Source organism: Paenibacillus sp. FSL L8-0435, from assembly GCF_037965655.1.
GTDB lineage: Bacteria > Bacillota > Bacilli > Paenibacillales > Paenibacillaceae > Paenibacillus.
Genome location: NZ_CP150185.1, coordinates 4,810,247 through 4,832,731 on the forward strand (window position 1 = coordinate 4,810,247; position 22,485 = coordinate 4,832,731).

Sequence of the window (22,485 nt, forward strand, 5' to 3'; positions counted from 1 at the left end):
GTTACAGAGTCCTCCTTTCTTTACGCGCCAGATACAGGAAGAATGGTACCCCGATGAGGGCAACCAATGCGCCAATTGGCGTCTCGTACGGCGGGTTAATCATACGTGCAGCCAGATCCGCAAATACGAGCAACAGACTGCCCATCACAGCGGAACATGGAATAATCCAGCGATAATCGACCCCAACCAGCTTCCGCGTAAGATGGGGAATAATGAGTCCAACAAAACCGACCGCACCCACAACGGACACAGCCGTACCCGCGAGAATCAATACAACAATCAGGCCTATGAGCTTGATCAACCCAGTACGTTGCCCCAAGCCCACCGCAATATCTTCTCCGAGACTAAGCAGAGTAATGGAACGGGAGATGAGAAGACCTGCGATCAGTGCTGCGAGTACCCATGGGAACATGACCTCAAGTTGAGACCACTTCGTTCCGGCTACACCACCGGCTGTCCAGAAAGCCAGATCTTGTCCAATTCTGAAATACAATGCAATCCCTTCACTAAGTGCCGACAACATCGCTGATACAGCCGCACCTGCAAGTACAAGGCGTAGCGGTGTAAGACCCGATTTGGAAGCTGCACCAAAACCATACACCAACAGGACACCAAGCCCTGCTCCAAGGAAGGAATACATGATGATATACATAAATGGCAAGCCAGGGAAGAAGGCAAAACAAACTGCAAGTGCAAATCCAGCTCCCGCATTCAACCCAAGCAGACCTGAATCGGCCAGCGGGTTACGAGTCATGCCCTGCATGATCGCACCAGCTACAGCGAAACATGCACCAACCATTGCTCCTCCAAGAATACGTGGCAACCGAATCTCCCATATGATCTGATGTGGAGTCAGCTCAGGATTGAAATCAAAGATAGCCTTCCAGACTACACTAAGCTTAATATCAGCAGCGCCAAAAGAAATGGACAACGCCATACCCAGAGCGAGTAGCAAAACTCCCCCTGTAAGAATAAGTGTGGCCGCCCACGGACGAGTGTGTATCTTCGCTGTGGGTGAATCCGGATTATGTTTTTCTGGTGAAGCTTGTGAACTCATACGCGCCCACCCTCGTTATGAGTGGAGCTGCTCAATCCTATGTACATAACAATCACCTCTCTATAAATACCGAACTTTAATGATATTGATATTGATTCTCATTCCCATAGACCATTGTAAGTGAATCCACGGGCTCTGGCAATGGACAAATAGGACATGTTTATTGCATATATGAAGATTTGCACACAATTTTACACGCAAAAAGGCTGCGTAAGAGCCAAAAAGCTCAAACACAGCCTTATTCATTGCATATGTAGAACATGTAAAATATAGACTCGTTTAACGGACATGTACCGTAAGTAAGGATGCCAGGACATCCGGAACATCAGTAATGATCCCTTGCACACCCATGTCAATCAAGGCCTGCATCTCGGCAGGATCATTCACCGTAAATGGGTAGGTAACAACGCCATGTGCCAGTGCAGCAGCAACATCTTCTTGTGTGACCGCCAGCTTGTAGGGATGAAGGCCGGAAGCTTCGAGTTTGGCGGCATAATCATAGGGACGATACAACTTTTCCATATATAGAAGTGCTGTACGAATCTCCGGGGCAAGACGTTTACATCTCACGAGGGAAGCATGATTGAAGCTGGACAGCACGACCTGTTGCTCCAGATTCCAGTCCCGGATCGCTTGTATAACCTTCTCTTCCATCCCCTTATAACTCACAATACCATTTTTCAATTCCAGATTAAGCAGGGTTCCTTTCCCCTGTACCAGCTTGAATAACTCCTCCAGAGAAGGAATACGTTCCCCGGTAAAATCAGCATGGAACCAGGAGCCGGCATCCCTTGTGCGCAATTGATCGTAAGTCGTATCTTTAACCCAGCCTTCTGTGCCACCAGTTCGACTTAACGTCTCATCATGAATCAGTACCAGTCTGCCATCACTCGTCATCTGCACATCGGTTTCGATCCCTGTCGCTCCAAGCTCCAGACTTCGTTCAAAAGCGCTCATCGTATTCTCCGGGCATACGGCAGATGCACCGCGGTGGGCAATAATCTCCATGTTCCTCATTCCAGCGCCTCCTGTGTTCAAGCTTCGTTATATGATTCTTACTATAAACACGGTTTGTTAGACCTGTATTAACAGAGCGTATAATGGGTTACCTGCTTCGCTAATACTAGCGACCGGGTTGAACATCAACGGGCTGGGGATTCACTCATTTTTGCGAACTCAATCTGAAAATCGACATAACATAGTATGAACGATGGAAGCACTGAACTCCGTTATAAGGAGGTTGACTATTGAATCCCTCAAAGAAAAAATCGATACCTACGCGTCCTCACACATCCCAGTTACAGTCGGCTTCCAGGCATTCTAGAGCATCTGTCCATATCAAAAACAAATCCGGCAAGACGGCTAATCAGCGTTCTCTTAACTCCAGTTCACCCAACACACTGGATCAGCTGGCTATTGTTGCAGCAATACTCTCCTTAATTGCAGCCGCCATCGGGCTATATATCGCCTGGAAATCGTTAAGTAATCCGGATCAAACTGCTGTTGTGGTGTAAAGCTGCTTGTTGCGCAGCTAATGGCTCAGGAGGCTCTCTCCTGCTTCTGACCTTATTCAGGGGCAGGTTTTTGCTTTTTCAAATACTCAACGTATGCTGAAAACGACAAAAAACCGTTCCCCTGAAACGCCAGCATATACCGGCGTCTCTTTGGAAAGGTCATTTTTTATTCGGGCGCTGCCTCTGCAGCTTAATCCCCGTCCCGGGATACTGACCGAATTACAGAATGAATGTGCGGGAGATAATAACCAACAGAATGAACAATACCAGAATTGCACCTGTTGATGTCCATGCTCCACCACCGAAGCCTCCGCAATATCCGTAACCTGTACCTTTGAGTTCGCTCATCAGTGACACTCCCCTCTTCATCGAAGTACACTATAGACTATGTCCAATAGCGCAACTTGCTTGGGCAGATCGAAAATTCTCCCGAGGAACGATTGGATACAGGCCCGTCTTCTTATACACTCATTTCCCGTTGAGTTGTGACCACTTCTGAGTCAGCTCTGCAGGAATATAGGATGACATTTGTTTGATCAGTTCAGCCGGATCAGATTCCAGACTCCACAGACTGAGATGCGAATTGTTGGAGAACCCTTCCTGTACGCTATGTTCTACCATCTTCATCAGCGGTCCATAATATCCATTGACATTTAATAAGCCAACAGGCTTACGATGAATACCGATCTGTGCCCAACACAGTACCTCGAATAGTTCTTCAAATGTACCCATACCTCCGGGAAGTGCAATGAATCCATCGGATAATTCAGCCATCGTAGCCTTCCGTTCATGCATGGTTCCCACTTCAATCAGTTGTGTGAGCCCTCCATGAACAACCTCGCCCCGGAACAATCCGGTAGGCATAACCCCGATTACTTCTCCTCCTTGCTCAAGAGCAGCATCGGCTACTGCACCCATCAAGCCCATGCAAGAACCACCATAGACCAGTGCATAACCACTATCAGCAATCTGTTTGCCCAGTTGAACAGCCTTCTCTGTATAATCGGGGTGATTTCCCGGATTGGAGCCTGCAAAAACAGCTATACGTTTCATTGGGTTTCACTCCTTCTCATGATCTATTTTAATAGTATACAACATGAATGTAATGGGTATGTACAACGTACAACAGGTTAACAGAATCAATGGACAAAAAAAACCCGACCGTTTGCAGCCGGCCGGGCTCCCATTTCAATACACATCAATTTAGAAGGGGTTGTTATTACCTAATATACCGACCAAACATTAAATCCGTATGATCTTTGCATGAAATGAATATTAAATCTTCGTATAATTAACGTATCCCACGGCGTGAACGTACAACAAACATATGCTTGTCTTTACGAAGAACCCGACCATCTGCAAGTTCAACCTGATCCTCGTCATGACGCAGAATCGTCGTGGATAACGCTACAATTTTGGCCCGGCGCCAGATCATAACCTGTGACTTGAAATAGATCGCATTTTCGAACTGAATCGCCTTTTTCATCACATATCCAACCTTGTGCACTTCAGAACGTGCTTTCTTTAAGGGAAGACTCTCTTCGGGAAGAGGTCTGATCATTGCGATATTGTCAAACGATACCTTAATCCGTTTCGGTCCGATCCGTACACATTCCGCTTCTTCATCCCACTCGACCAGCGTTCCCTTCAATGGCTCCCGTATGCCTGTTGCACGATATACCGCTACTTTTCGTCCTATCCAATGTCGCAATGTTCTCACCTCCATCTGTCTAGTTTTCAGGTATCTTCCAGTCGATCGGTTCAATACCTTTGGAGGTCAAGAAATCATTGGCTTTGGAAAAGGGACGACTGCCGAGGAATCCACGATGCGCAGCCAGCGGACTGGGATGTGTAGACTCCAGTACCAGGTGCTTGTCCCTGTTAATAAAAGCACCTTTCTTCTGGGCATGACTGCCCCATAGCATAAATACCATTGGCTCTGAACGCTCATTCAACGCGCGAATGACCGCATCCGTAAACGTCTGCCACCCCAGTGCCTGATGGGAGTTCGGCTGACCTTCACGAACCGTCAGAACGGCATTTAATAACAGGACTCCCTGTTGTGCCCAATGAACCAGAGATCCATGATTCGGAATCGGCAGGTCCAGATCGGCATGAAGTTCCTTATATATATTTTTCAGAGAAGGCGGTACACGCACTCCCGGTCTAACCGAAAAGCTTAATCCATGAGCCTGTCCTGCTCCGTGATAAGGGTCCTGACCAATAATAACGGCCTTAACCTGATGATACGGCGTCAGCTTCAGTGCCGAGAACAGGTCTTCTTTGGGCGGAAAGACCGTCTGCGTTTTGTACTCGGCGGCGAGAGTGTAACGAATCTTGTTAAAATATTCGGCTTCCGTCTCTTCCTGAAGCACCTTGTCCCAATCGTTTCCAAACATATGTATAGGCTCCTTTCCCCTGATGAATGCAGTTTCGTTCAGCCCAACTACTGGGCTCTTCCTTCTGAGAGCCGCATGTCATGCAACTCATAGACTATCCACCATTTTAACATAACCGGGGACAGCAGACCAGAATTGCACATCAGGGTATACGTTCACCTCGAAATAAATCGTATTCTTGCTGCCTTCAGTATACTCATACAAAAAAGTCACCTCGCTGTTGCGTGATGACTTGATGACTTTATACTTGAACGGGCACTTCTTCGACTACATTCACAAGCACACTGCTGATTCTTCGTAACCCTTCCTGAAGGACAGAACGGGGACAAGCCAGATTCAACCGAATACAACCCTCACCATTGGCTACAAACATATGACCATCTTCAAGCAATACACCCGCTTGCTCAGCGAAGAATAAAGGTAAGCTTACATTATGGGGAGCATATGCCGAGATATCAATCCAGGCCAGATACGTGGCTTCCGGGATGTGAAAAACAGCCCGTGGCAGATGCTGCTTCACATACTGTTCAACGCAGGCGAAATTGGCGTCTAAATAACCTTTTAATTGTTTCAGCCATTCATCACCCGTTTCGTAAGCCGCTTGAGTGGCAGCGATGCTCAGTGGGTTTTTGAAACCATAATGGCGTGCCTGCCAGATGTCTCGAAGTTCATTATTCGGAATGATGACATTGGAGAACATCAGACCAGCCATGTTGAATGTTTTGCTCGGAGACATACATGTAATGATTCGATCCGTATCCGGGAACAGCTTTGCAAGTGGCGTATGTCTTTTGCCTGTCCGCAGCAGATCACAGTGAATTTCATCCGAAATGACCCATACGTTGTTCCTCAGGCAGATCTCACCCACACGCTGTAACTCTTCGGTTGTCCAGACACGTCCAGACGGATTATGGGGGTTACAGAAAATACATACCCTTACCTTCTCATCCTTCGCCTTGGCTTCAAAATTCTCAAAATCAATCGAGTAATGCCCCTGCTCATTGAGCATATCCGAACACACCAGTTCAAGATTGTTATGCTCCGCAGCTGACTTGAAGAAACCATAAGACGGGGTCACAATCAGTACTTTCTCATCCGATTGACAGAGATATTCCACCAATTCATATAAAGCGGGAATGATCCCGTTTGAGGTCTCCAAATGCTCCTTCGCGAAGGACCAGTCATAGTATCTTTTCATCCAATTGGAGACTGCTTCGTAGTATGCGGGATCGAATACTTGGGAGTAACCCATAATTCTACGGTCCAGACGATCCTTAACTGCATCCAGAATCTCGGGAGGTGTGGCAAATTCCATATCTGCAATCCACATGCGAATAAATTCTTCATCTTTGAATGGAAAAGTCATGTCCTCTGTGGCATTAAAAATATATTGACGGAAACCATCCGTATTCATGGCATTTGTACCTGTGCGGTCTATAATCTCATCAAAGTTATATTTCATAGCTTCTGCTCCTCTATCTGCTCAACATTTCATTGTCGTTTCATGTCGTATTACATCCATTATTCCATGACGCAGGAATTGCATCAAATGCAATACAATCTATCCTGACGAAACAAATGAAGTTTATTGTTTCTCCAAAATAGGTATTTCGACGAAAAAGTGATATATTTCTCATATAACATCATTTTTATGATGACTTTCATCATTTTCACGTACTCTCAAGAAACATTGCATAAGGAGAACCGTTTATGAACAATATCAATCAGGAAGTTGGCAAGAAAATACGAAACTTTCGGAAGTGGCGGGGAATGACCATTCAACAGCTTGCGGATCAGATCTTCAAGAGCAAGGGCACGCTGTCCAAATATGAGAGCGGAGATATTACACTTGATCTGGTGACGTTACATCATATTGCGAACGCACTCAACATCCAGGTGGAGCAACTCTTGTACCAAGAGCCAAGACATGCTTCTCCCCTGATGAATGCGGTCCCGTCCAGCTTTTTCAAGAACTCCACTCGTTTCTATTCCTATTTCTATGATGGGCGTAACAACAGTCTCATTCGTTGTGTCATTGACATGATGGCTCAATCGGATGCCAACCGTTATCGCACCGTGATGTATATGAATGTGAAGGATTTTGAGAACTATCAAGAGTGCGAGAATATGTATTGGGGCCACACCGAGCATTATGACACACTCACCACCCTGATTTTGAAAAATCAGGCCACGCCGCTGGAGAACCTATATATTAATATTTTGGCGTCTTTTCAGGAATCGGAGAAAAAGTGGGGACTGATGGCGGGTGTCTCCTTCAGACCTTTCATGCCGATTGCGCTCAAAATGTTATTCTCCAGAACCCCGCTGCCCGAGAATCAGGAGTTATATAATGAATTAAAAATCTCAAAGGAAGATCTGCGGACCTTGAAAATATACAACATGCTCGCTGTCACTTGAACAACGCAGCGCGTCACACATTCTCATATCATATGGGATGGAGATAGATCCTCCCCATTAGAAAAGGCACTTCTATAAGCTGTTGAAGCCAGCTCATAAAAGTGCCTTTCGCTTTGACGCCTATCCGTTCGGGGAAGCGAGACTATCGCTTAGTTTTTAATTAAATCCAGCGTCTCGTCAAACATTTGCTTCTGTTCCTCAATCTTGTTCTCATTACCGATCACGCAGCGCTGTTGCTGTTCAAGTATAGCCGATAAAAGCTCAGCAAAACCGATAATGTCGCTTTCCTTTGTGCTTAACACTTCGTCACGTTCCTGTTGCAGATCCGCTTCAGTCACATTCGACAGATAACACTCCAGGGAGAAAGCTCCTTCTCCATAAGGCGTTCTCGGCGTATCGAGATCCTGAATCGCACCAATGATATAACGCGTCATCTCCCGCTCGTCTGCCCGGAAATCGGTCAAATATTGCGGTATTTCTTCATATACTTTGTACGTTTTATCGAGATTAGGGTCACGATACGATGCAACGTAGCTGTCTCCGTTCCGTCTGAAGCCTGACATACAGCCATAAGCTCCACCTTTGGCTCGGATATTGGTCCACAAGTAATCCAGAGACAGGATTCCCTGCAAGACCCGTAGTGAACCGGTGTATTGATATCCTTTGTCGATATAATTGCCCGTTTGCACCACGTACTGCACCTCTGACGGGGAACGGAATCCTTCCTTATGAGTAGCCGGTGTGAACGTAAACTCTTCCTTGGCAACATCATGTGTGAACAGCTTCGCTTTCAGATCGGATACCTGTTGCTCCAGTCCTTCATATCCCTGCTCATCCGCAGTGTAACTAACAAGCAAGTTCTCCGGTCTGAAAATATACCCCGTCAACTCTTGCAGACTGGAAGATAACTCTTCTTTTCTAGCCTCAAAATTCGCCTGAAGATCCTCTAACCACTGGTAAAACGCGATACCACTCACAGCTTCCCTGAAATCCGCAACTGCTGAATGTTTGGACGAAGACCGGCCAATTCCCGCAGAGTGTCCGCTGTTGATCAGATTACGTTGCAGATTACCTTTCATCTGAGAGATGATCTCATACAATCGCTTCGAATTGTCGAATCGGGATGTGAACACGATTTCTTTGATCATATCAAAGGCAAATCCAAGCTTGTCATATAACACTTTTGCGTTGAACTCATAGGTAGCCTTGAATTCATTGTGTTTATGCGCGTTGGCATAAGATCCTATCCCGCTATGAATACCGCCTGAATGAATATGAATTTCATTGGACAGTTCATTGAACGAGTAGTTTTGAGTATCCACGTAACCCAGTACATTCTTGAGCAACCCTGCATACGGCAGGAGATGACGTGGCACTTCTTTGATATCAAACAGCAGTCTCAGATAACCAATTCCGTTGGTGTAGAGGTTATGATGGAGAATAGTTGTGCCGTCGACCTGGTTCACCGTTTGATGCAACGTAGAGGCCTTCGGTTCAATATCTTCAATCGATAACGTCGGAATGACCTGCTGCTGCTCTTTGGTTGAAGGTGTATTCTGATACTCGGCGAGTGCCTCCGTTTTCTGAATCAACGTTTGAACTTCTTCCTCACTAAGACCAGCCTGAATGGTTTTCAGACGTTCTTTCAACGCTTCTTCTTTGCGTGAGTTCAGCCCCTTATCCGGGGTAAGCGCCACAAAGGAAGTATGTGTGTTCTGCAAAATATATTTCTCAATCAGTTGCTCGAAGTAACCTTCGTTCATTTTTGTCCGCAATTCAGCAAATACGTCATTGGCTTCCAAATGAGTGAAAGGTGCTTCTTCATCATACAACCAGCTTTGCAGGGAAGAGAATCCGTAGATCAGGCCTTTCGGCATTCTGCCATAGTCCGCTTCCCTGTGATTGAACTCATATGAGTTAATGCCTGCAAGCAGCGCTTTAGGATCAAAGCCTTCTTTTACCACACGCTCAAGTACTTCTTTGACCGTTCCCAGGAAATCCTCTTTGCTCGCCAGATTGCTCTTCTTCAGTCCCACCGTGAACACAGGCTGGTACAGGCTGTCATCATACGAACCGTAGACGTCCTTCGCGATTCCTTTATCCAGCAAAGCCTGTTTCAATACCGCTCCCGGAGCGTTCAGAAGGGCGTATAACAGAATTTGGAACGAAATGTTCAGTTCCTTGTCCAGACTTGTGCCGATCACCGCATTATAGGTCAAGAAGCTGTTATCCACTTCCGATTCCGTACTTCCCGCAGAGTAAGTCTTAACTGTGTCTACCCGTTCTGCAAAAGCAGGTTGAAGTTGAATGGCCGAATCAATCTCGATTCGATCATATGCACTCAGATAGTTTTCATCCAGCCATTGCAGCTTCTCTTCCATATCCATATCCCCGTAGAGATAGATGTAACTGTTGGAAGGATGGTAGTATCTCGTGTGGAAATCCAGCAGCCCCTGATACGTTAGATCCAGAATAGCTTCCGGGAATCCACCAGACTCGGAGGAGTATGTGGTATCCGGGAAAAGGGAGTTCAGCACTTCTCTGCGCACCATTCGTTCCGGTGAAGAAAAGGCCCCCTTCATCTCGTTATATACAACTCCGTTGTAGGTTAACTCATCATCTGCAGAGGCCAGGTTGTAGTTCCAACCTTCCTGCAAAAATATCTTTTCATTCTCATAAATATTTGTATTCAATACCGCATCTAGGTAAATATCCATCAGGTTATGGAAGTCATGATCATTACGACTCGCGATCGGATAGATCGTCTTATCCGGATACGTCATGGCGTTAAGGAATGTATTCAATGAACCTTTCAGCAACTCAACAAAAGAATCCTTGGCCGGAAATTTCTTGGACCCACAGAGCACGGAGTGTTCGAGGATATGGGCTACCCCTGTATCATCTTCCGGAGGTGTGCGGAAACCGATACTGAATACTTTGTTGTCGTCCTGATTGGACAAAAGTACAATTTTGGCCCCAGATTTCTGGTGCTCCAACAGATACGCATCCGATTTCAATTCTTCGATTCTGCGCTCCTGTAACACCTTGTATGGCTTAAGCTGTTTCAACATAAACTTGAGTCCTCCGTCCATAAGATTGTTTTATTGGTTTTGTGACTCTACATAAGTTCAAATATGTTTATTTACACGGGCACTCCGATGACAGAACAACATCTGTCCTCTCCGTTATCGTGTAAATGTGTAGTTGAACCTATATCGTTCAGCAAGGTAAAGGTAATATATGCCTACGGATAGTATACACCATTGTCCCGTCTCTTCATAAAAGTCAGATAAATGTACCTTCTGATATGTATTATGCAGGGTTTATGTTTATGAGCTGCATGGTGAAGTGGTCATCAATGAAGTGACATTGATATTAATGAACATAAGAAAAGATCGCATGCAGCTTGGTTAACAAGCGTCATACGATCTTTTCTTTAAGATGCCGAGGACCGGGATCGAACCGGTACGGTAGTCACCTACCGCAGGATTTTAAGTCCTGGAATGACCTTAACATCTCCTTTTTTACACCACGGAAAACACGTACACAAATCCTTTTAACCAAGCGGGTTGATGCGATTTTTTGTGTTCTGTACTCTCTGCGTTCAGAAATTTGTATATGTAGGCATGTTAGCAAGCTGAACAAGGATGATCGCGCCTTTAATTTTTATTTAGTAAAATAAGCCACCCTACAGTTGAGCACAAGGGGATATTAACTTACGTTATAGCGTTTTCCACAGGAATCCATACCTTGCACATCGCTTCATCCTGTTTATCATCTGTCCAATAGTATTTCTCCATACACGGTTCTCCCCATCAGTTCTTCCGCCGCCAGCGTAAGCCGCCTGTTGCGTAAATCTCTGGTAACGGTAAAGTTCGTCGAGGCATGGAATATGCGCTGACAGTGGTATTTCGAAGTCAACTCTGTTCAGGAGCTATCCTCAACCTCGATGGCGGAGTTAAAGTTATGTTACATAATCAATCGACTGCTGAAGCTAACATTCATTTTCAATATACTTACCCTTCCTTTTCAAATCATTGTAGAGAAACCAGCAGAGCTGTTTATAATCGGGAATGTTTTGATTTGTCCATATGCTTGCTAATCTTCACTACTATATATCTTTAATTCTTTGTGCAAATCATGCATCATTTTTCCAAGTGGTTTAGTTCGCATGGTCTCTTTCGTAATCTCAGGGCCAAAAATAATTTTTTTAATATCATCATCAGTTAGATTTTCCGGACCTAATACATCTATCAACTCTTTCTTTTGCGAACTGTTATACATCTGCTCCCTCTCTATTAAATCCAGGACCTCTGAGCCATGTATTTGATAAGCCTCTTCAATCCTCATTGTATCAATATTGGTCTTCAGATAACCTTTGGGGTCTAAAATGATTTTTATATCATCTAAATTTGTTCCAGTATATGAAAAAATCAAGTCCTTTCCCCAGTCAATACTGTTATCAAAAGGGGAAGCAAATACTGATGTAGAGGAACTTTTAACTCTGTTACAGTTGCCACAGACGGGAATGAGGTTATACAGACAGATCGCAAATAAGGGGGATACTGATCTGCTGAAAAAATGATCCAGTTGGGCACCTGATACATGCGGTGCTCTACAGTTAATGTAGTCTCTGTTGCAGTAAGGACACACTGTGAGACCAGTGTTCTTAACAATTCTGACACGCATAGTTGTATAACTTAATTTTGAATTAGCAAGTAATTCGTAGGAGTCATGAATAGTCTTATAGATGCCTTTAATAGAAGTGCTCCCCTCTTCATTAATGTCAAAGCACTCCTCCTGCTTGATACCAGTTGTCTCAGTAGTTATAAATATTTCTGCAGCACTCAGTTTCTCAAATGGAGAAAGGATTAATGCCTTGAATTTAAATTCATCTTCGATACCTTCAAAAAAATTGCGCGGTAGAAATTTTTCACAACTCTTGATAATTTCTGATTGGATAGAAGAGGCTATTTTTGATTTGGCTGTAGTCCAGTATTCTCGCTCAAATTCTTCTGAATAAGTTTTAATTTGAATCATTCCTTCACCGTGCTTTCTCGTTTTAACTCTATAATTCTACGGTTCATTTCGGTCATCTCTTTTTCTAACGCTTCTATCTGCAATGCTTTAGTCCCCTGAATGCCCCACTCTGTTTTGCTGAGCATATCTAATAATTTTCTTTTATAAATCGGTTCACCTATTTTATTAATCAAATCATTTATTTTCTTGAAAAAGTCTTTAGATTCTATATATTCGTTATAATAATGACTGAGTTCTTCTCTAATCTTACTCTCATCTCTTTTTGAGAGCCATTCTGTGATTCTCACAATCAGTTCTCGGCTGTATTCACCTATGGTATAGTCCATAAAGAAATTTTGTGTAAGAAGCTTATGAATATTTTGACCGAAGGTATCCTGAAATCCTTCTTTTTCCTTAGAAAGATAGGTAATATCTTCGCTGAGAATATCTGAAATAATGAATGGTGAATTAGTTGTAATAACCACTTGAAGTTTTGAATCTGTTTGAGTGACCGTGCGATCAATACTATCAATGAGTGTTTTAATATAATTTCGTTGCCATTCAGGATGATAATAAAGCTCACCCTCATCAATGAATATAAGCGCTGTTTCCCCGTCTAAGAGTGCTTCGTCGAGGCTGAAATCATTTGGCCCTAACACATCTTCGAAATCCTTAACATACTTTTCATGACCCGTTAAGAACCAGTAGAGCTTAGAATGGAATGAAAACTTGGCATACTGCCCTGACGAGAAGGGCCCTAGATTGGCATCGGGTGCTGAGAGAAATGGCTTGAAAACTTCCAAATCTTCAATTGGTTGCTTAACCATATGAGTTACTTCATTCAACAAATCACTTCTGAGAGTAAATATTTTACCCGTAGGCATATCAAAAAATTTGCCTATATCTTCCTGTGTCAAATGCTTTAAAAATGTTAATTGATAATATAAGTCTTTATTAAACACTGGGCTAATCTTAGGCTGGATAAAATCCCTCTCATTCTTGTTGTCATCAGCTTGAATCGCTACCTTGGTAGCCTTTCGTTTACGTATAAAACTTGCGGCCTCAGAGTAATCGACTTGTTTGAAGCTGTTAAGGGATTCGGCTATCTGTATAGCTTCTTTTTCTTCCACAGTCAAAACGTATCTTTCAGTTGTTTCTTTATCGACAAGCAGGCTATCTTGATTAGCACTGAGCATATTTGAAAAATATATGACTTTACTCAGTTCATTGTTACTATCATACGCATTACGATCAAATGGCACTATCTGGGAAACAACTATATTTTCTATATTAGTTAAGTAGAATGTTTTGTTGTTTAGATGGAATACGATTATAAATTCACAACCCATATCTAAAATATTATATTTTGCATAGTCTCTTTCGCATACGTAGCCATTGATACAGGTAAGATTATAATCACGGATTAAGTGAATGAGTTTAAAGAATGTGCTTCTTAAAAAATCCACCGTACTACTTTTTCCTGCACCATTCTTGCCAACTATACAGGATAGTGAGTAAATATTTTTTCCGTAAAAATGCGGAATGATTGTCTGTGCTTCTGAGGGTACCAGTGCATTTAAATCATTGCTATATGTATATTTGTGATCAAAATCAACCAACTGCTCTCTAAGCCCTCTATATTGATTGAGATAAAGCATAGAGAAAATCAAATGATGATTATTGCCCATAGATGCTTCTTTTGAGATCGATTCAGTTGGTTCTAGTATTTCAGTAACTTTATCGGCATCTTCATCAATTAATTCTGGTTCGTCAGATTTTACAACATCATTTAGTTCTTGTTCAAACTTCAGTGAACCATAATGATCCAATAACCAATCCTCGTATTTGAATGTTATATTTAACGGTTTGGATGATTTATCTAAATTATGTATAATAATCTTGTTTTGATTGATTTCAAAAGAGATATGAATAACAGCTTTGCGAACCACTATAAACTTTCTTTCTGCTCCAAAATTGTTAGTCCAGTAAGTATATATCTTCTCGGTACTAGAATATTTAAGTACTCCTAACCTGTTTTTCTTTAGTTTACTGGTTAGAAAGTCATAATTACCACCAATGTAGTTATTTTGCCCATATGCTTTAACAAGACTGTTATTCATATAATTAGCTATAAGTAGGCTGTCTAAAAAGAAAAATTTGTAATTAGGCTTTTCAACATCATTAATGCAAGAATAATTAATTATTGTAAAAACCTGATTTCTGTAAACCTTATCGTTAACTATTCTATAAATTTCATACTTTTTAAGTAATTTATGTATAACTCCTATAGGCAATCTACCAATATACTGGCTGATCAGTTTAATCCCATTGTAAGCAAAGCCGGAGTCACCAAATGTTCCTGCGTTAGTAATATGATGAAAAATCGCTGTTACAATATCATCTAAGTTCTGTCTTAAATTAACTAATTCAGGATAATGTTTACACAATAATTCAATCGCTTCTTCATTATCAGAAAATTTCCCAAAGAAATTTTTATAAAAATCAACTAATCCTAAGTAAAGTATTTTCTCAAAAAATGAATCTTCCAAGATGGTTTGAAATTGCTTCCCTTCATCCTTTGTAATCAAACGTTGACTATCGAAATGACTGTAGAAACCATAAGAGACATGCCGTTGGCCTAGTAGTTTCTTATAATCCTCATATCCTTTAAGTCTTTCATGTTCTGGAATTAATAATAAAACCAGTTGTGTAGCAAAATACCTTACATTTTTTTCATAATTGTCGGTTACATATGCTTTCGAATGCTCTGCAAGTATAGCAGCCTCCTCTTGGTTAAAGAGATTAATGAGCTCTGATAATAGTTGTTTTATGGTCATATTTCTGTCAGTGAATAGAGTTTTCCCAGTAGGTACATAGTCTTTATAATCTTCAATTTTAGTTAAAATATTTACCACTAAATTTTGCATAAGAGGTCACTCCCACTATAATTGATATTTTCTCAAGTTTGCTCATTAGCTCTCAGGTACTCATTCATTAATAAATTGAGAGTCGGAATAGAAACATTTACGATGGTGAAAAACAAAGCGATTTAACGTAATTCTACAATCCATGTTGAATTAGAGGTACAGTGTCCACTATAAGGGAGTACAACCCGGTCTCCTGCAACCACCCACACATTCTACTTGATACCTTTCCCTTGATCTATATACAGCTCCATAAACCACTCAAATCTGGTCCAGATAGCAAATCTATATTAGCTTGAATTATTTGTTGATCAGTTAACTTTTTTGAAGAAGAAATCTGACGCTGAACTACAGATTTCTTCGCAGCTGTTTTCTTCTTTGATTTAGCCGTGAAGCGTTGCTTGTTTGTCCATAATGATCAGATAATCTCTTGCACTAAGCACCGCTCCAATGATTATGCCGAAAAAAAATCCCTAGTGTAAACCTGGAACCTTGAAATAAATGATCAAGCTCTCAAGTATGAAGATTCCTCTCAAAAAAAGCTAGCATAAATTCAAGCCATCTTACCCCCTACAAACATTCATACTTACATTAAAAACAACATAATCATTTCCAAATATTACACATTCGACATCATATGACTAATCCCCTTCTTTTAGGTGAGATTAATAGGCATATTGATTCATGAAAATTAAGCACTATAGTCCTGGATATTATTAGCTGTTGATGTAAGCATTGATTGTATTAACGCAAGCGGGAAATCCCACTTAACCCGCTTGAAGGCGTTAAGCGTCTTCAGATCAGCAAAAAAAAGAAAAAATGTACATCGAGATAGAAAGAAATATTTTGAGGAGGATGAAGCTAATGAATTTATTGAAACACTGGCAACGACTTAAATCTGGCGGCTATATTTCTTTGGTGCAATTATTGGTGGTTTCAGTAGGGGTGAATTAGTTGTAAATATTTTGTGATTATTCGAATACAGATCGATGAGAGTATTTCCCATACTGAAAGTGATCAAGCAAATATCACAGATATGAAAAACGAGCATCAGACGTGGAAATGCCGAGTTGACACATGGACAAACTTCCCATCCCTAACGGCAAAAAGCGGCACTCAATCACCTTTATTTTGTCTAATCCAAATAAGATATAGAAAAACAAAAGACCCCTTATGTATAAAGGGATCTCATGCCTTTCTTATGATGCCGAGGACCGGGATCGAACCGGTACGGTAGTCACCTACCGCAGGATTTTAAGTCCTGTGCGTCTGCCAATTCCGCCACCCCGGCAGGATTATGTATTTCTTGGCGACAAGAAATATCTTACCATGAACTAATTAACTTTGCAACACTTTTTATAAAAATAATCTAACTATATAAGTTTAACTAATGATTTACACGATAACGGAGAGGACAGAAAAAACTGAAAAAGCGAAGCGTTCGCCTTTATCACCGGATTTTCCCTTGAGAAAAGGGAATCGAAAAAATCTGGGGATAACAGCGATTAGAGGTTATTCTGTCATCGAAGTGCCAGTGTAAATAATCTTTAGTTCAACTTATATAAATGAAACAGGCACTGCAAGCGTCAGCTCACAGTGCCTAGAAAGTCCGAGTTGCGGTCCCGGACTTCCGGTAAACCAATCTATATTAAGGGAGGTGTGAGATAAGAATACCTCCCCAACATTAAAGAAACCTAAAATCAGCCTTAAATTAAACTAAAAAAGTAAAATAGGTCGAACACGAGCCGCTTCTTCCTCACTGCACTCCACGATAACCAAGATATGGTCCTTTAATAGCCAATCTTCGTAATACCGCGCATCCTCCTCCGAGATCCCCGCTTCAGTCAGTGTAAGCACCAAATCATCGGTCTCACTCCCAATCTCATTACCAGCGAGTCTACGCACTGCATTTCCGATCGACATCGTCTGATCCATTCGCTTCCCCAGACCAGCCAATATGCCTTTCAGAGCACCAAAGGCACCATCTGTTCCGGCACCCTTCAAAGGTTTGGGCAGCCCCGTCTTTTCGCTCACCAGCTCCAGATTAAGCTGCTCCTTGGCCACCGCTCCTAAATTTTTATCCTTGATGCCTTCATCTTTCACCTTATTCAGCATAATTATAGCCTCGTTCTCGGTACGGGCCAGCCCAATAATCAATTGTGTCATTCCGTCCCCCTCCTTTTACCCTAATATAACCCCTTAATCCCCATTCAAAAACGGATCGTCCACAGCTAAGACAAATCACCTAGAAGAATGTTGATTTCTCTTCTGGAAATCTATACCTAGTTCTGATAGACTAGATAAAGAAGACAAATTAACCATTGAAAACATTGACATATGGATTTAACATCTCATAATCAGGAGCAATGACTTATGAAAAAAGAGGTAGAAATTGCCATCCGGCGCAAACAACAGATCATGGTTCGTAATACAAGCGGTCAGACGGTAACCGGATTTCCCGAGCGTACCGCTGATACATCCATTCTTTCCTTACGTACGGTCCACGGCAGTCTGTGGATACCGTTTGATGAGGTTGAACATGTTACACGTCTGTTAAGCATCCGGTCTCATCATTTAAGCGGAATGCAACTCGTTTAGTCGGCTCTGTAATCCTAGAAACTCAGTTCCCGTATAGATACGTTAACTAGATCTATTTATGCCAGCACTTTATACCAAAAAACCAGACGCATGCACGTCTGGTTTTTCTCTTCACCTTTTCCTGTACCATGCTGCCACTGCCACGCAATGAAAGCATTACTATCCTTTTTTCTGCTCACCCATATCCTATTGTTACTTCACTACAAACTTCACTCGTGTTCCATCCGGATATGTACTTAACTGATTCCCTACCCATGAACCTGCACCACGATTATCCTTCGGGGTAATGTACTGGATATCTGCACCTGTACCTCCCTCAGCGCACATCGCCATAGGCCACTCGTCCCGATCCTTACCTTTTTTGACCGGAACACCCTTAAGGGATAAATCCCGGTTGCCTTCCGCTCCATTACGATCAATGGTGCATACATCCGAATGCCCTGCCTTGATAGCAGCTTTAATATGGTTGGCCGTTTCGGGATAACGCTCTGAAGGGAACGTAATGGTATGGTCTACACTCTTATTAGTCCCTACGAATGGATTAGGTATCTCCTCCGGCCATTCGCCCCCAGCCCAGGCATAAAGAGCTACCAGCAGCATTGCTACCAGCGTCAGAACCTGCTTTTTGAAACCTTGCTTACCTTTACGTTTTCTTCTTGTGCGTCTCTTACTCATGCTGTGTCTCCCCCATTCAACACTTGCATTATAACAGAACGCCCGTTCGTAAAACAATCCAATAAAATAAAAAAACAGCCGAGACCGCCCGGCTGTCCAGCTTGTTTGATTATCCTACATTGGGAATGGCCTGTTGGCGCAGCAAGGGCAGTATCACCTCAAACTGTGTGCCTTTCCCCTCAGTACTCTCCACCGAAATCTGGCCATTCATCAGTTCCAGCAGTTCTTTGCAGATGGTCAGACCCAGACCGCTTCCGCCAAATCGGCGCGCATGGGAGATGTCGGTCTGAATAAATGCATCAAACAATTGTTCGATCTGATGCTGGGGAATGCCAATCCCCGTATCACGCACAGAGAACATCAGTACAACGGTATCCATCAGTTGTTGCCTCACATCCACCTGTAACTGCACTTCACCTTGTTCTGTAAACTTGATCGCATTACTCAGTAAATTATCCAGTACCTGCCGAAGTCTTAGCGGATCACCGATAAGCACATCCGGAACATTCAGATCAGCATGACAGAGCAGACGTATGTGTTTATTCCGTGCCGCAGGCTCATGTGTCTTTACAATCTGTTGAATCAGCTTCAGAGGTTGAAACTCAATGTTTTCAACATCCATTTTGCCTCTGCCCAGTTTCGCCATATCCAGGCTATTGTTAATGATGTTAAGTAGCGCCTCACCTGATTGACGTGCTAACTCCAGATATTCTTTCTGCTCATCCGTAGTTTCACCCATACCGACAAGTTCGATCATACCCATAATGCCGTTAAGCGGGGTACGAAGCTCGTGATTCAACTTGCCGATGAATTCCAATTGCCCTCTGCTGTTCATCTCAGCCATGGAAGCGGCAAACTTCAATTGCTGTTCAGCATATTTCCGTTCTGAAATATCGTATTGAATGCCTACAAAATATAAGCACTCTCCGGATTCATTAAAGATCGGATCAATATTCAGTTCGTTCCAGAACTTCTGACCACTTTTTGTATAATTTAAGATATCAATCTTAATGGATTGTTGTTTCTTTAATGCATCACGGATCTGCATTACCGTTTCGGAGTCTGTATCCTGCCCTTGCAAAAATCGGCAATTGTGTCCGACAGACTCTTCATACGTGTATCCTGTCAGCCGGGTAAAGTGTTCGTTTACATACATGAGCGGAAGCTCAGGCAAGGTAGCATCGACCACCGTCACGGAGGATTTCACTTTCGAGATGATAAATTCCCATTGTAATGGGAGTTGATTATGTTGGCTCATGCCTTCCTCCTTCATCTCATACACATTAATGTTTATATATTCTGCAATCGTACATTATAAGGAGAGAAAACTAACCGAATGGTATGTGTTGATATAAAACCAATATATTTTAATTGTAACACAGTTATTCAAGTCATGTGGTTCTTGGGTAATAGTTGATAACTAACATTCCACAATAATCTAACAACTCATCAGGAGGAACATACATGAAATTTCTGTTAATTATCATCATTATTATTTTGATTGTAGTCTTTTTTACCAGACGCAAACGTTAAGATAAGATCCGTTATGTAAGTGAGAAAGGAAGATGGGTATGAGAACCCTCTTTTTTATATTCATGGTACTCTGTATCATCAATCTCTGTTTTCCAAAATTCGGCTGGTATCTGCGCTATGGCTGGATTTCCCAGGGTGAAGCCGAACCCAGCAGGCCTTATATGACTATGGTCAGAACGACCAGCCTGCTGATGTTGCTTATCGCCTTCACACTTGCTATGGCATGAACTATAGGCATTAGAAGATGACTGCCCTGTTGGGCAGTTTTTTGTGATGAAATGACGGGAAAATGATAACTTTGTTTGTGGTGCAATGATGACAATGCCCGTAATATAGATATATCGTTTCGGAAAGGACATCATTGGCATGAACATCGCATTTTATCCGTACTGGGCCGCCAAAACGCTGCTCTCGCTTATTAATGTCATATATATCATGGTCATTACTACGTATATATACGGTCTCACTGGATCGGTACTCTCTGCTGCAATGTTTCCACTTATTCAGATTGTTGCACGCACAATAGCAGGTTTCACTTTGCCATTACTTGTGAACCGTTTCCCATTCTCCAGACTATTGATCAGCATTTCCATAACCAAAACATTCATCATGACCTGTATAGCCATTTCGTTGAATCACTTGATTTCACAATTGCCGCTTCTATTGATCGGAGTGGTCATACTATCCTTTTTGGACGGATGGGAAACTCCGTTACTGAAGACTTTAACGCCACGATTGGTTCAAGGTGAAGACCTTATAAAAGCAAATAGCCTACTATCTTTCTCCAATCAGACTGTAACCATTGTTGGTTATGCCATGACGGGATTCGCCGTGATGAACTGGGGGGCGTCACAGACATTCTGGGCAGCTACAAGCCTGTCTTGGGCCGTTCTGATCTTCATGATTGCCATGGGCTCGCTCACACGGAATGTAGAACAACCCCAGAAATCTGCTGTATCGCGGAATGTATTGAGGGAAGGTTGGAGTATACTTTGGAACAATCCATCATTACGACTGATTACGCTTATGGACATTGCCCAAGCACTTGCGGGTTCCATCTGGATCGGAGCTGTTACGCTGGCCTTTGCAAAAGAAGCTCTGGGACGAGGAGAAGGTTGGTGGGGACTCATGAACTCGAGTTACGCTGCTGGAACCATGCTTGGAGGTATTCTGGCTCTTGCTCTGGCCAAACGTATTCAGAAACATCTAATCGCTAGTATGACCATGGGTTCTCTTCTCTTCAGCCTGCTGACCGTCGTTTATGGTCTAAACAACCTGCCGTGGCTCGCTCTGGTGTTATGTATACTCATGGGTCCAGTTCATCAGATTCGTGATGTGGCTCAGCAGACAGCGCTTCAGAACAGTGTACCTGTCGAATCCCTAACCAAGGTATACGCCACCCATGGCGTTCTGATATCCACGGTTATGAGTGTATCTATAGTCATCTTTGGTCTAGTCGCCGATCAACTGGGCGTTCGGTTGGTATACCTTATCGGTGGAGCCTTGTTTATTGTGTCTGCGATATGCCCATTATCGTTGAGCAGGGTTCACAGGAACCAGCCCATTACTAAACATACAAAAAATATGTAAATCAAAAGAGACGAGCAACATTCTGCTCGTCCCTCACAATCTCAATCCAATCGATAATCTGTCAGCGGCCTGCCTTTTTTATAATACAAATTAGGTGACAATATATTGAAGAAAATATGCACATCCGGCATGTATGCTTCTTCCAAAATAGCTTGCACCGACGATGCAATCCGATTATGAATCTCCTGGTCACGTTGAAACATCAGAATCTCTATAGAAGCCGGAGAAGGTGTTAGCGCTTGGACATCATGGCGCTCTGCCTTCATTCTCTCCCTTGGAATATGAGTAATTAGGGCCATCTGCTCTGTAATTTGGGGTACAACTTCCTCTAGCTGAGGACCTGTGAATCCTTTAAAGCGAATAAACGGCATTGCTATCCCTTCAATCTCTGTTAATAGTCTCTTATGTGATTTTAAGCACATTGTTTTCAGTTGTCAAATGTCACGGATGGCATATGTTGCTTCTTATAAATAGGAAAAGCCCCGCTGAAGTCTCAGCGGAGCCACTGTTTGCACGTTTCTATACGTGACTTACAGCCAGAAAGATTTTGTGATGATCACGAGCAGAATGAACAGTACGAGAATTGCGCTTGTAGAAGTCCATCCGCCGCCAAATCCTCCAACATTACCACCACAACCGTATCCAACTTGACTCATTTGATTGGCCTCCTTTGAATTTCAAGGTATGCCATAACATATGCGTATTCCGCGCAAGTGACCGGGCGATTCGGCAAGTTCATCAGCCCATTCATCTGGTAT

General features: G+C 42.7%; 20 protein-coding genes and 1 tRNA gene. 5 read left to right on the forward strand and 16 right to left on the reverse strand.

Annotated features, from left to right (window positions below):
* Window position 1 precedes the first annotated feature (1 nt).
* Window positions 2–1,057 carry an iron ABC transporter permease gene (locus tag NST33_RS21425; protein ID WP_036614761.1) on the reverse strand — a complete coding sequence of 352 codons (1,056 nt, stop codon included), beginning with the start codon at window positions 1,055–1,057 and terminating at the stop codon, window positions 2–4.
* Between the two features lie 279 nt (window positions 1,058–1,336).
* Complete coding sequence (locus tag NST33_RS21430) at window positions 1,337–2,074, reverse strand: glycerophosphodiester phosphodiesterase (RefSeq protein WP_221825402.1); 738 nt, start codon at window positions 2,072–2,074, stop codon at window positions 1,337–1,339.
* Window positions 2,075–2,304: 230 nt separating this feature from the next.
* Between NST33_RS21430 and NST33_RS21435 the strand changes: the two genes are divergently transcribed.
* Complete coding sequence (locus NST33_RS21435; protein WP_076211469.1) at window positions 2,305–2,571, forward strand: hypothetical protein; 267 nt, start codon at window positions 2,305–2,307, stop codon at window positions 2,569–2,571.
* 219 nt (window positions 2,572–2,790) lie between these two features.
* Here the strand turns inward: NST33_RS21435 and NST33_RS21440 are convergent, their stop codons facing one another.
* The 5 genes from NST33_RS21440 to NST33_RS21460 form a co-directional block, all read right to left on the reverse strand.
* Window positions 2,791–2,919, reverse strand: a complete 129-nt coding sequence (locus NST33_RS21440) for a hypothetical protein (protein WP_255319930.1) — start codon at window positions 2,917–2,919, stop codon at window positions 2,791–2,793.
* A gap of 120 nt (window positions 2,920–3,039) precedes the next feature.
* Entirely contained in the window at window positions 3,040–3,624 is a 585-nt protein-coding gene (locus tag NST33_RS21445) for a TIGR00730 family Rossman fold protein (protein ID WP_221825404.1), read from the reverse strand.
* 238 nt (window positions 3,625–3,862) lie between these two features.
* A complete protein-coding gene (locus NST33_RS21450) occupies window positions 3,863–4,282 on the reverse strand; it encodes a hypothetical protein (RefSeq protein ID WP_017687369.1) in 420 nt (139 codons plus the stop codon).
* 19 nt (window positions 4,283–4,301) lie between these two features.
* Window positions 4,302–4,970, reverse strand: coding sequence for a uracil-DNA glycosylase (ung, locus tag NST33_RS21455; RefSeq protein ID WP_076211477.1), 669 nt, complete (start codon window positions 4,968–4,970; stop codon window positions 4,302–4,304).
* 241 nt (window positions 4,971–5,211) lie between these two features.
* A complete protein-coding gene (locus NST33_RS21460; protein WP_339304988.1) occupies window positions 5,212–6,432 on the reverse strand; it encodes a MalY/PatB family protein in 1,221 nt (406 codons plus the stop codon).
* A 248-nt stretch (window positions 6,433–6,680) separates the two neighbouring features.
* On the opposite strand from NST33_RS21460, the gene NST33_RS21465 reads away from it, so the two are divergent.
* Window positions 6,681–7,388, forward strand: a complete 708-nt coding sequence (locus tag NST33_RS21465; RefSeq protein WP_221825411.1) for a helix-turn-helix transcriptional regulator — start codon at window positions 6,681–6,683, stop codon at window positions 7,386–7,388.
* Between the two features lie 149 nt (window positions 7,389–7,537).
* Here the strand turns inward: NST33_RS21465 and NST33_RS21470 are convergent, their stop codons facing one another.
* The 5 genes from NST33_RS21470 to NST33_RS21490 form a co-directional block, all read right to left on the reverse strand.
* Window positions 7,538–10,459, reverse strand: a complete 2,922-nt coding sequence (locus NST33_RS21470) for an insulinase family protein (protein ID WP_237174411.1) — start codon at window positions 10,457–10,459, stop codon at window positions 7,538–7,540.
* A 1,027-nt stretch (window positions 10,460–11,486) separates the two neighbouring features.
* A complete protein-coding gene (locus tag NST33_RS21475) occupies window positions 11,487–12,428 on the reverse strand; it encodes a hypothetical protein (RefSeq protein ID WP_237174410.1) in 942 nt (313 codons plus the stop codon).
* Window positions 12,425–15,334: an ATP-binding protein gene (locus tag NST33_RS21480; RefSeq protein ID WP_237174409.1), complete on the reverse strand. Its 2,910-nt coding sequence runs from the start codon at window positions 15,332–15,334 to the stop codon at window positions 12,425–12,427. The genes NST33_RS21475 and NST33_RS21480 overlap by 4 nt, the downstream gene beginning before the upstream one ends.
* 1,202 nt (window positions 15,335–16,536) lie before the next feature.
* Window positions 16,537–16,622, reverse strand: a tRNA-Leu gene (locus NST33_RS21485).
* Window positions 16,623–17,047: 425 nt separating this feature from the next.
* Window positions 17,048–17,497: a general stress protein gene (locus NST33_RS21490; RefSeq protein WP_237174408.1), complete on the reverse strand. Its 450-nt coding sequence runs from the start codon at window positions 17,495–17,497 to the stop codon at window positions 17,048–17,050.
* A gap of 207 nt (window positions 17,498–17,704) precedes the next feature.
* On the opposite strand from NST33_RS21490, the gene NST33_RS21495 reads away from it, so the two are divergent.
* On the forward strand, window positions 17,705–17,929 hold the full coding sequence (locus NST33_RS21495) for a hypothetical protein (protein ID WP_017687353.1): 225 nt from the start codon (window positions 17,705–17,707) through the stop codon (window positions 17,927–17,929).
* Between the two features lie 192 nt (window positions 17,930–18,121).
* Here the strand turns inward: NST33_RS21495 and NST33_RS21500 are convergent, their stop codons facing one another.
* The gene (locus NST33_RS21500; RefSeq protein ID WP_169481583.1) at window positions 18,122–18,604 is read right to left on the reverse strand and encodes a NucA/NucB deoxyribonuclease domain-containing protein; all 483 of its coding nucleotides are present in this window, start codon (window positions 18,602–18,604) and stop codon (window positions 18,122–18,124) included.
* A gap of 109 nt (window positions 18,605–18,713) precedes the next feature.
* A complete protein-coding gene (locus tag NST33_RS21505; protein WP_339304992.1) occupies window positions 18,714–19,862 on the reverse strand; it encodes an ATP-binding protein in 1,149 nt (382 codons plus the stop codon).
* A gap of 337 nt (window positions 19,863–20,199) precedes the next feature.
* Here NST33_RS21505 and NST33_RS21510 point away from each other — a divergent pair, with 337 nt between their 5' ends.
* Complete coding sequence (locus tag NST33_RS21510; protein ID WP_339308737.1) at window positions 20,200–20,364, forward strand: hypothetical protein; 165 nt, start codon at window positions 20,200–20,202, stop codon at window positions 20,362–20,364.
* Window positions 20,365–20,503: 139 nt separating this feature from the next.
* Window positions 20,504–21,727: an MFS transporter gene (locus NST33_RS21515; RefSeq protein WP_237174405.1), complete on the forward strand. Its 1,224-nt coding sequence runs from the start codon at window positions 20,504–20,506 to the stop codon at window positions 21,725–21,727.
* A 41-nt stretch (window positions 21,728–21,768) separates the two neighbouring features.
* Here NST33_RS21515 and NST33_RS21520 read toward each other — a convergent pair whose 3' ends face one another.
* Entirely contained in the window at window positions 21,769–22,098 is a 330-nt protein-coding gene (locus NST33_RS21520) for a DUF1904 family protein (RefSeq protein ID WP_091028528.1), read from the reverse strand.
* Window positions 22,099–22,257: 159 nt separating this feature from the next.
* Entirely contained in the window at window positions 22,258–22,383 is a 126-nt protein-coding gene (locus NST33_RS21525) for a sporulation protein YjcZ (protein ID WP_083657089.1), read from the reverse strand.
* Window positions 22,384–22,485: the final 102 nt, after the last annotated feature.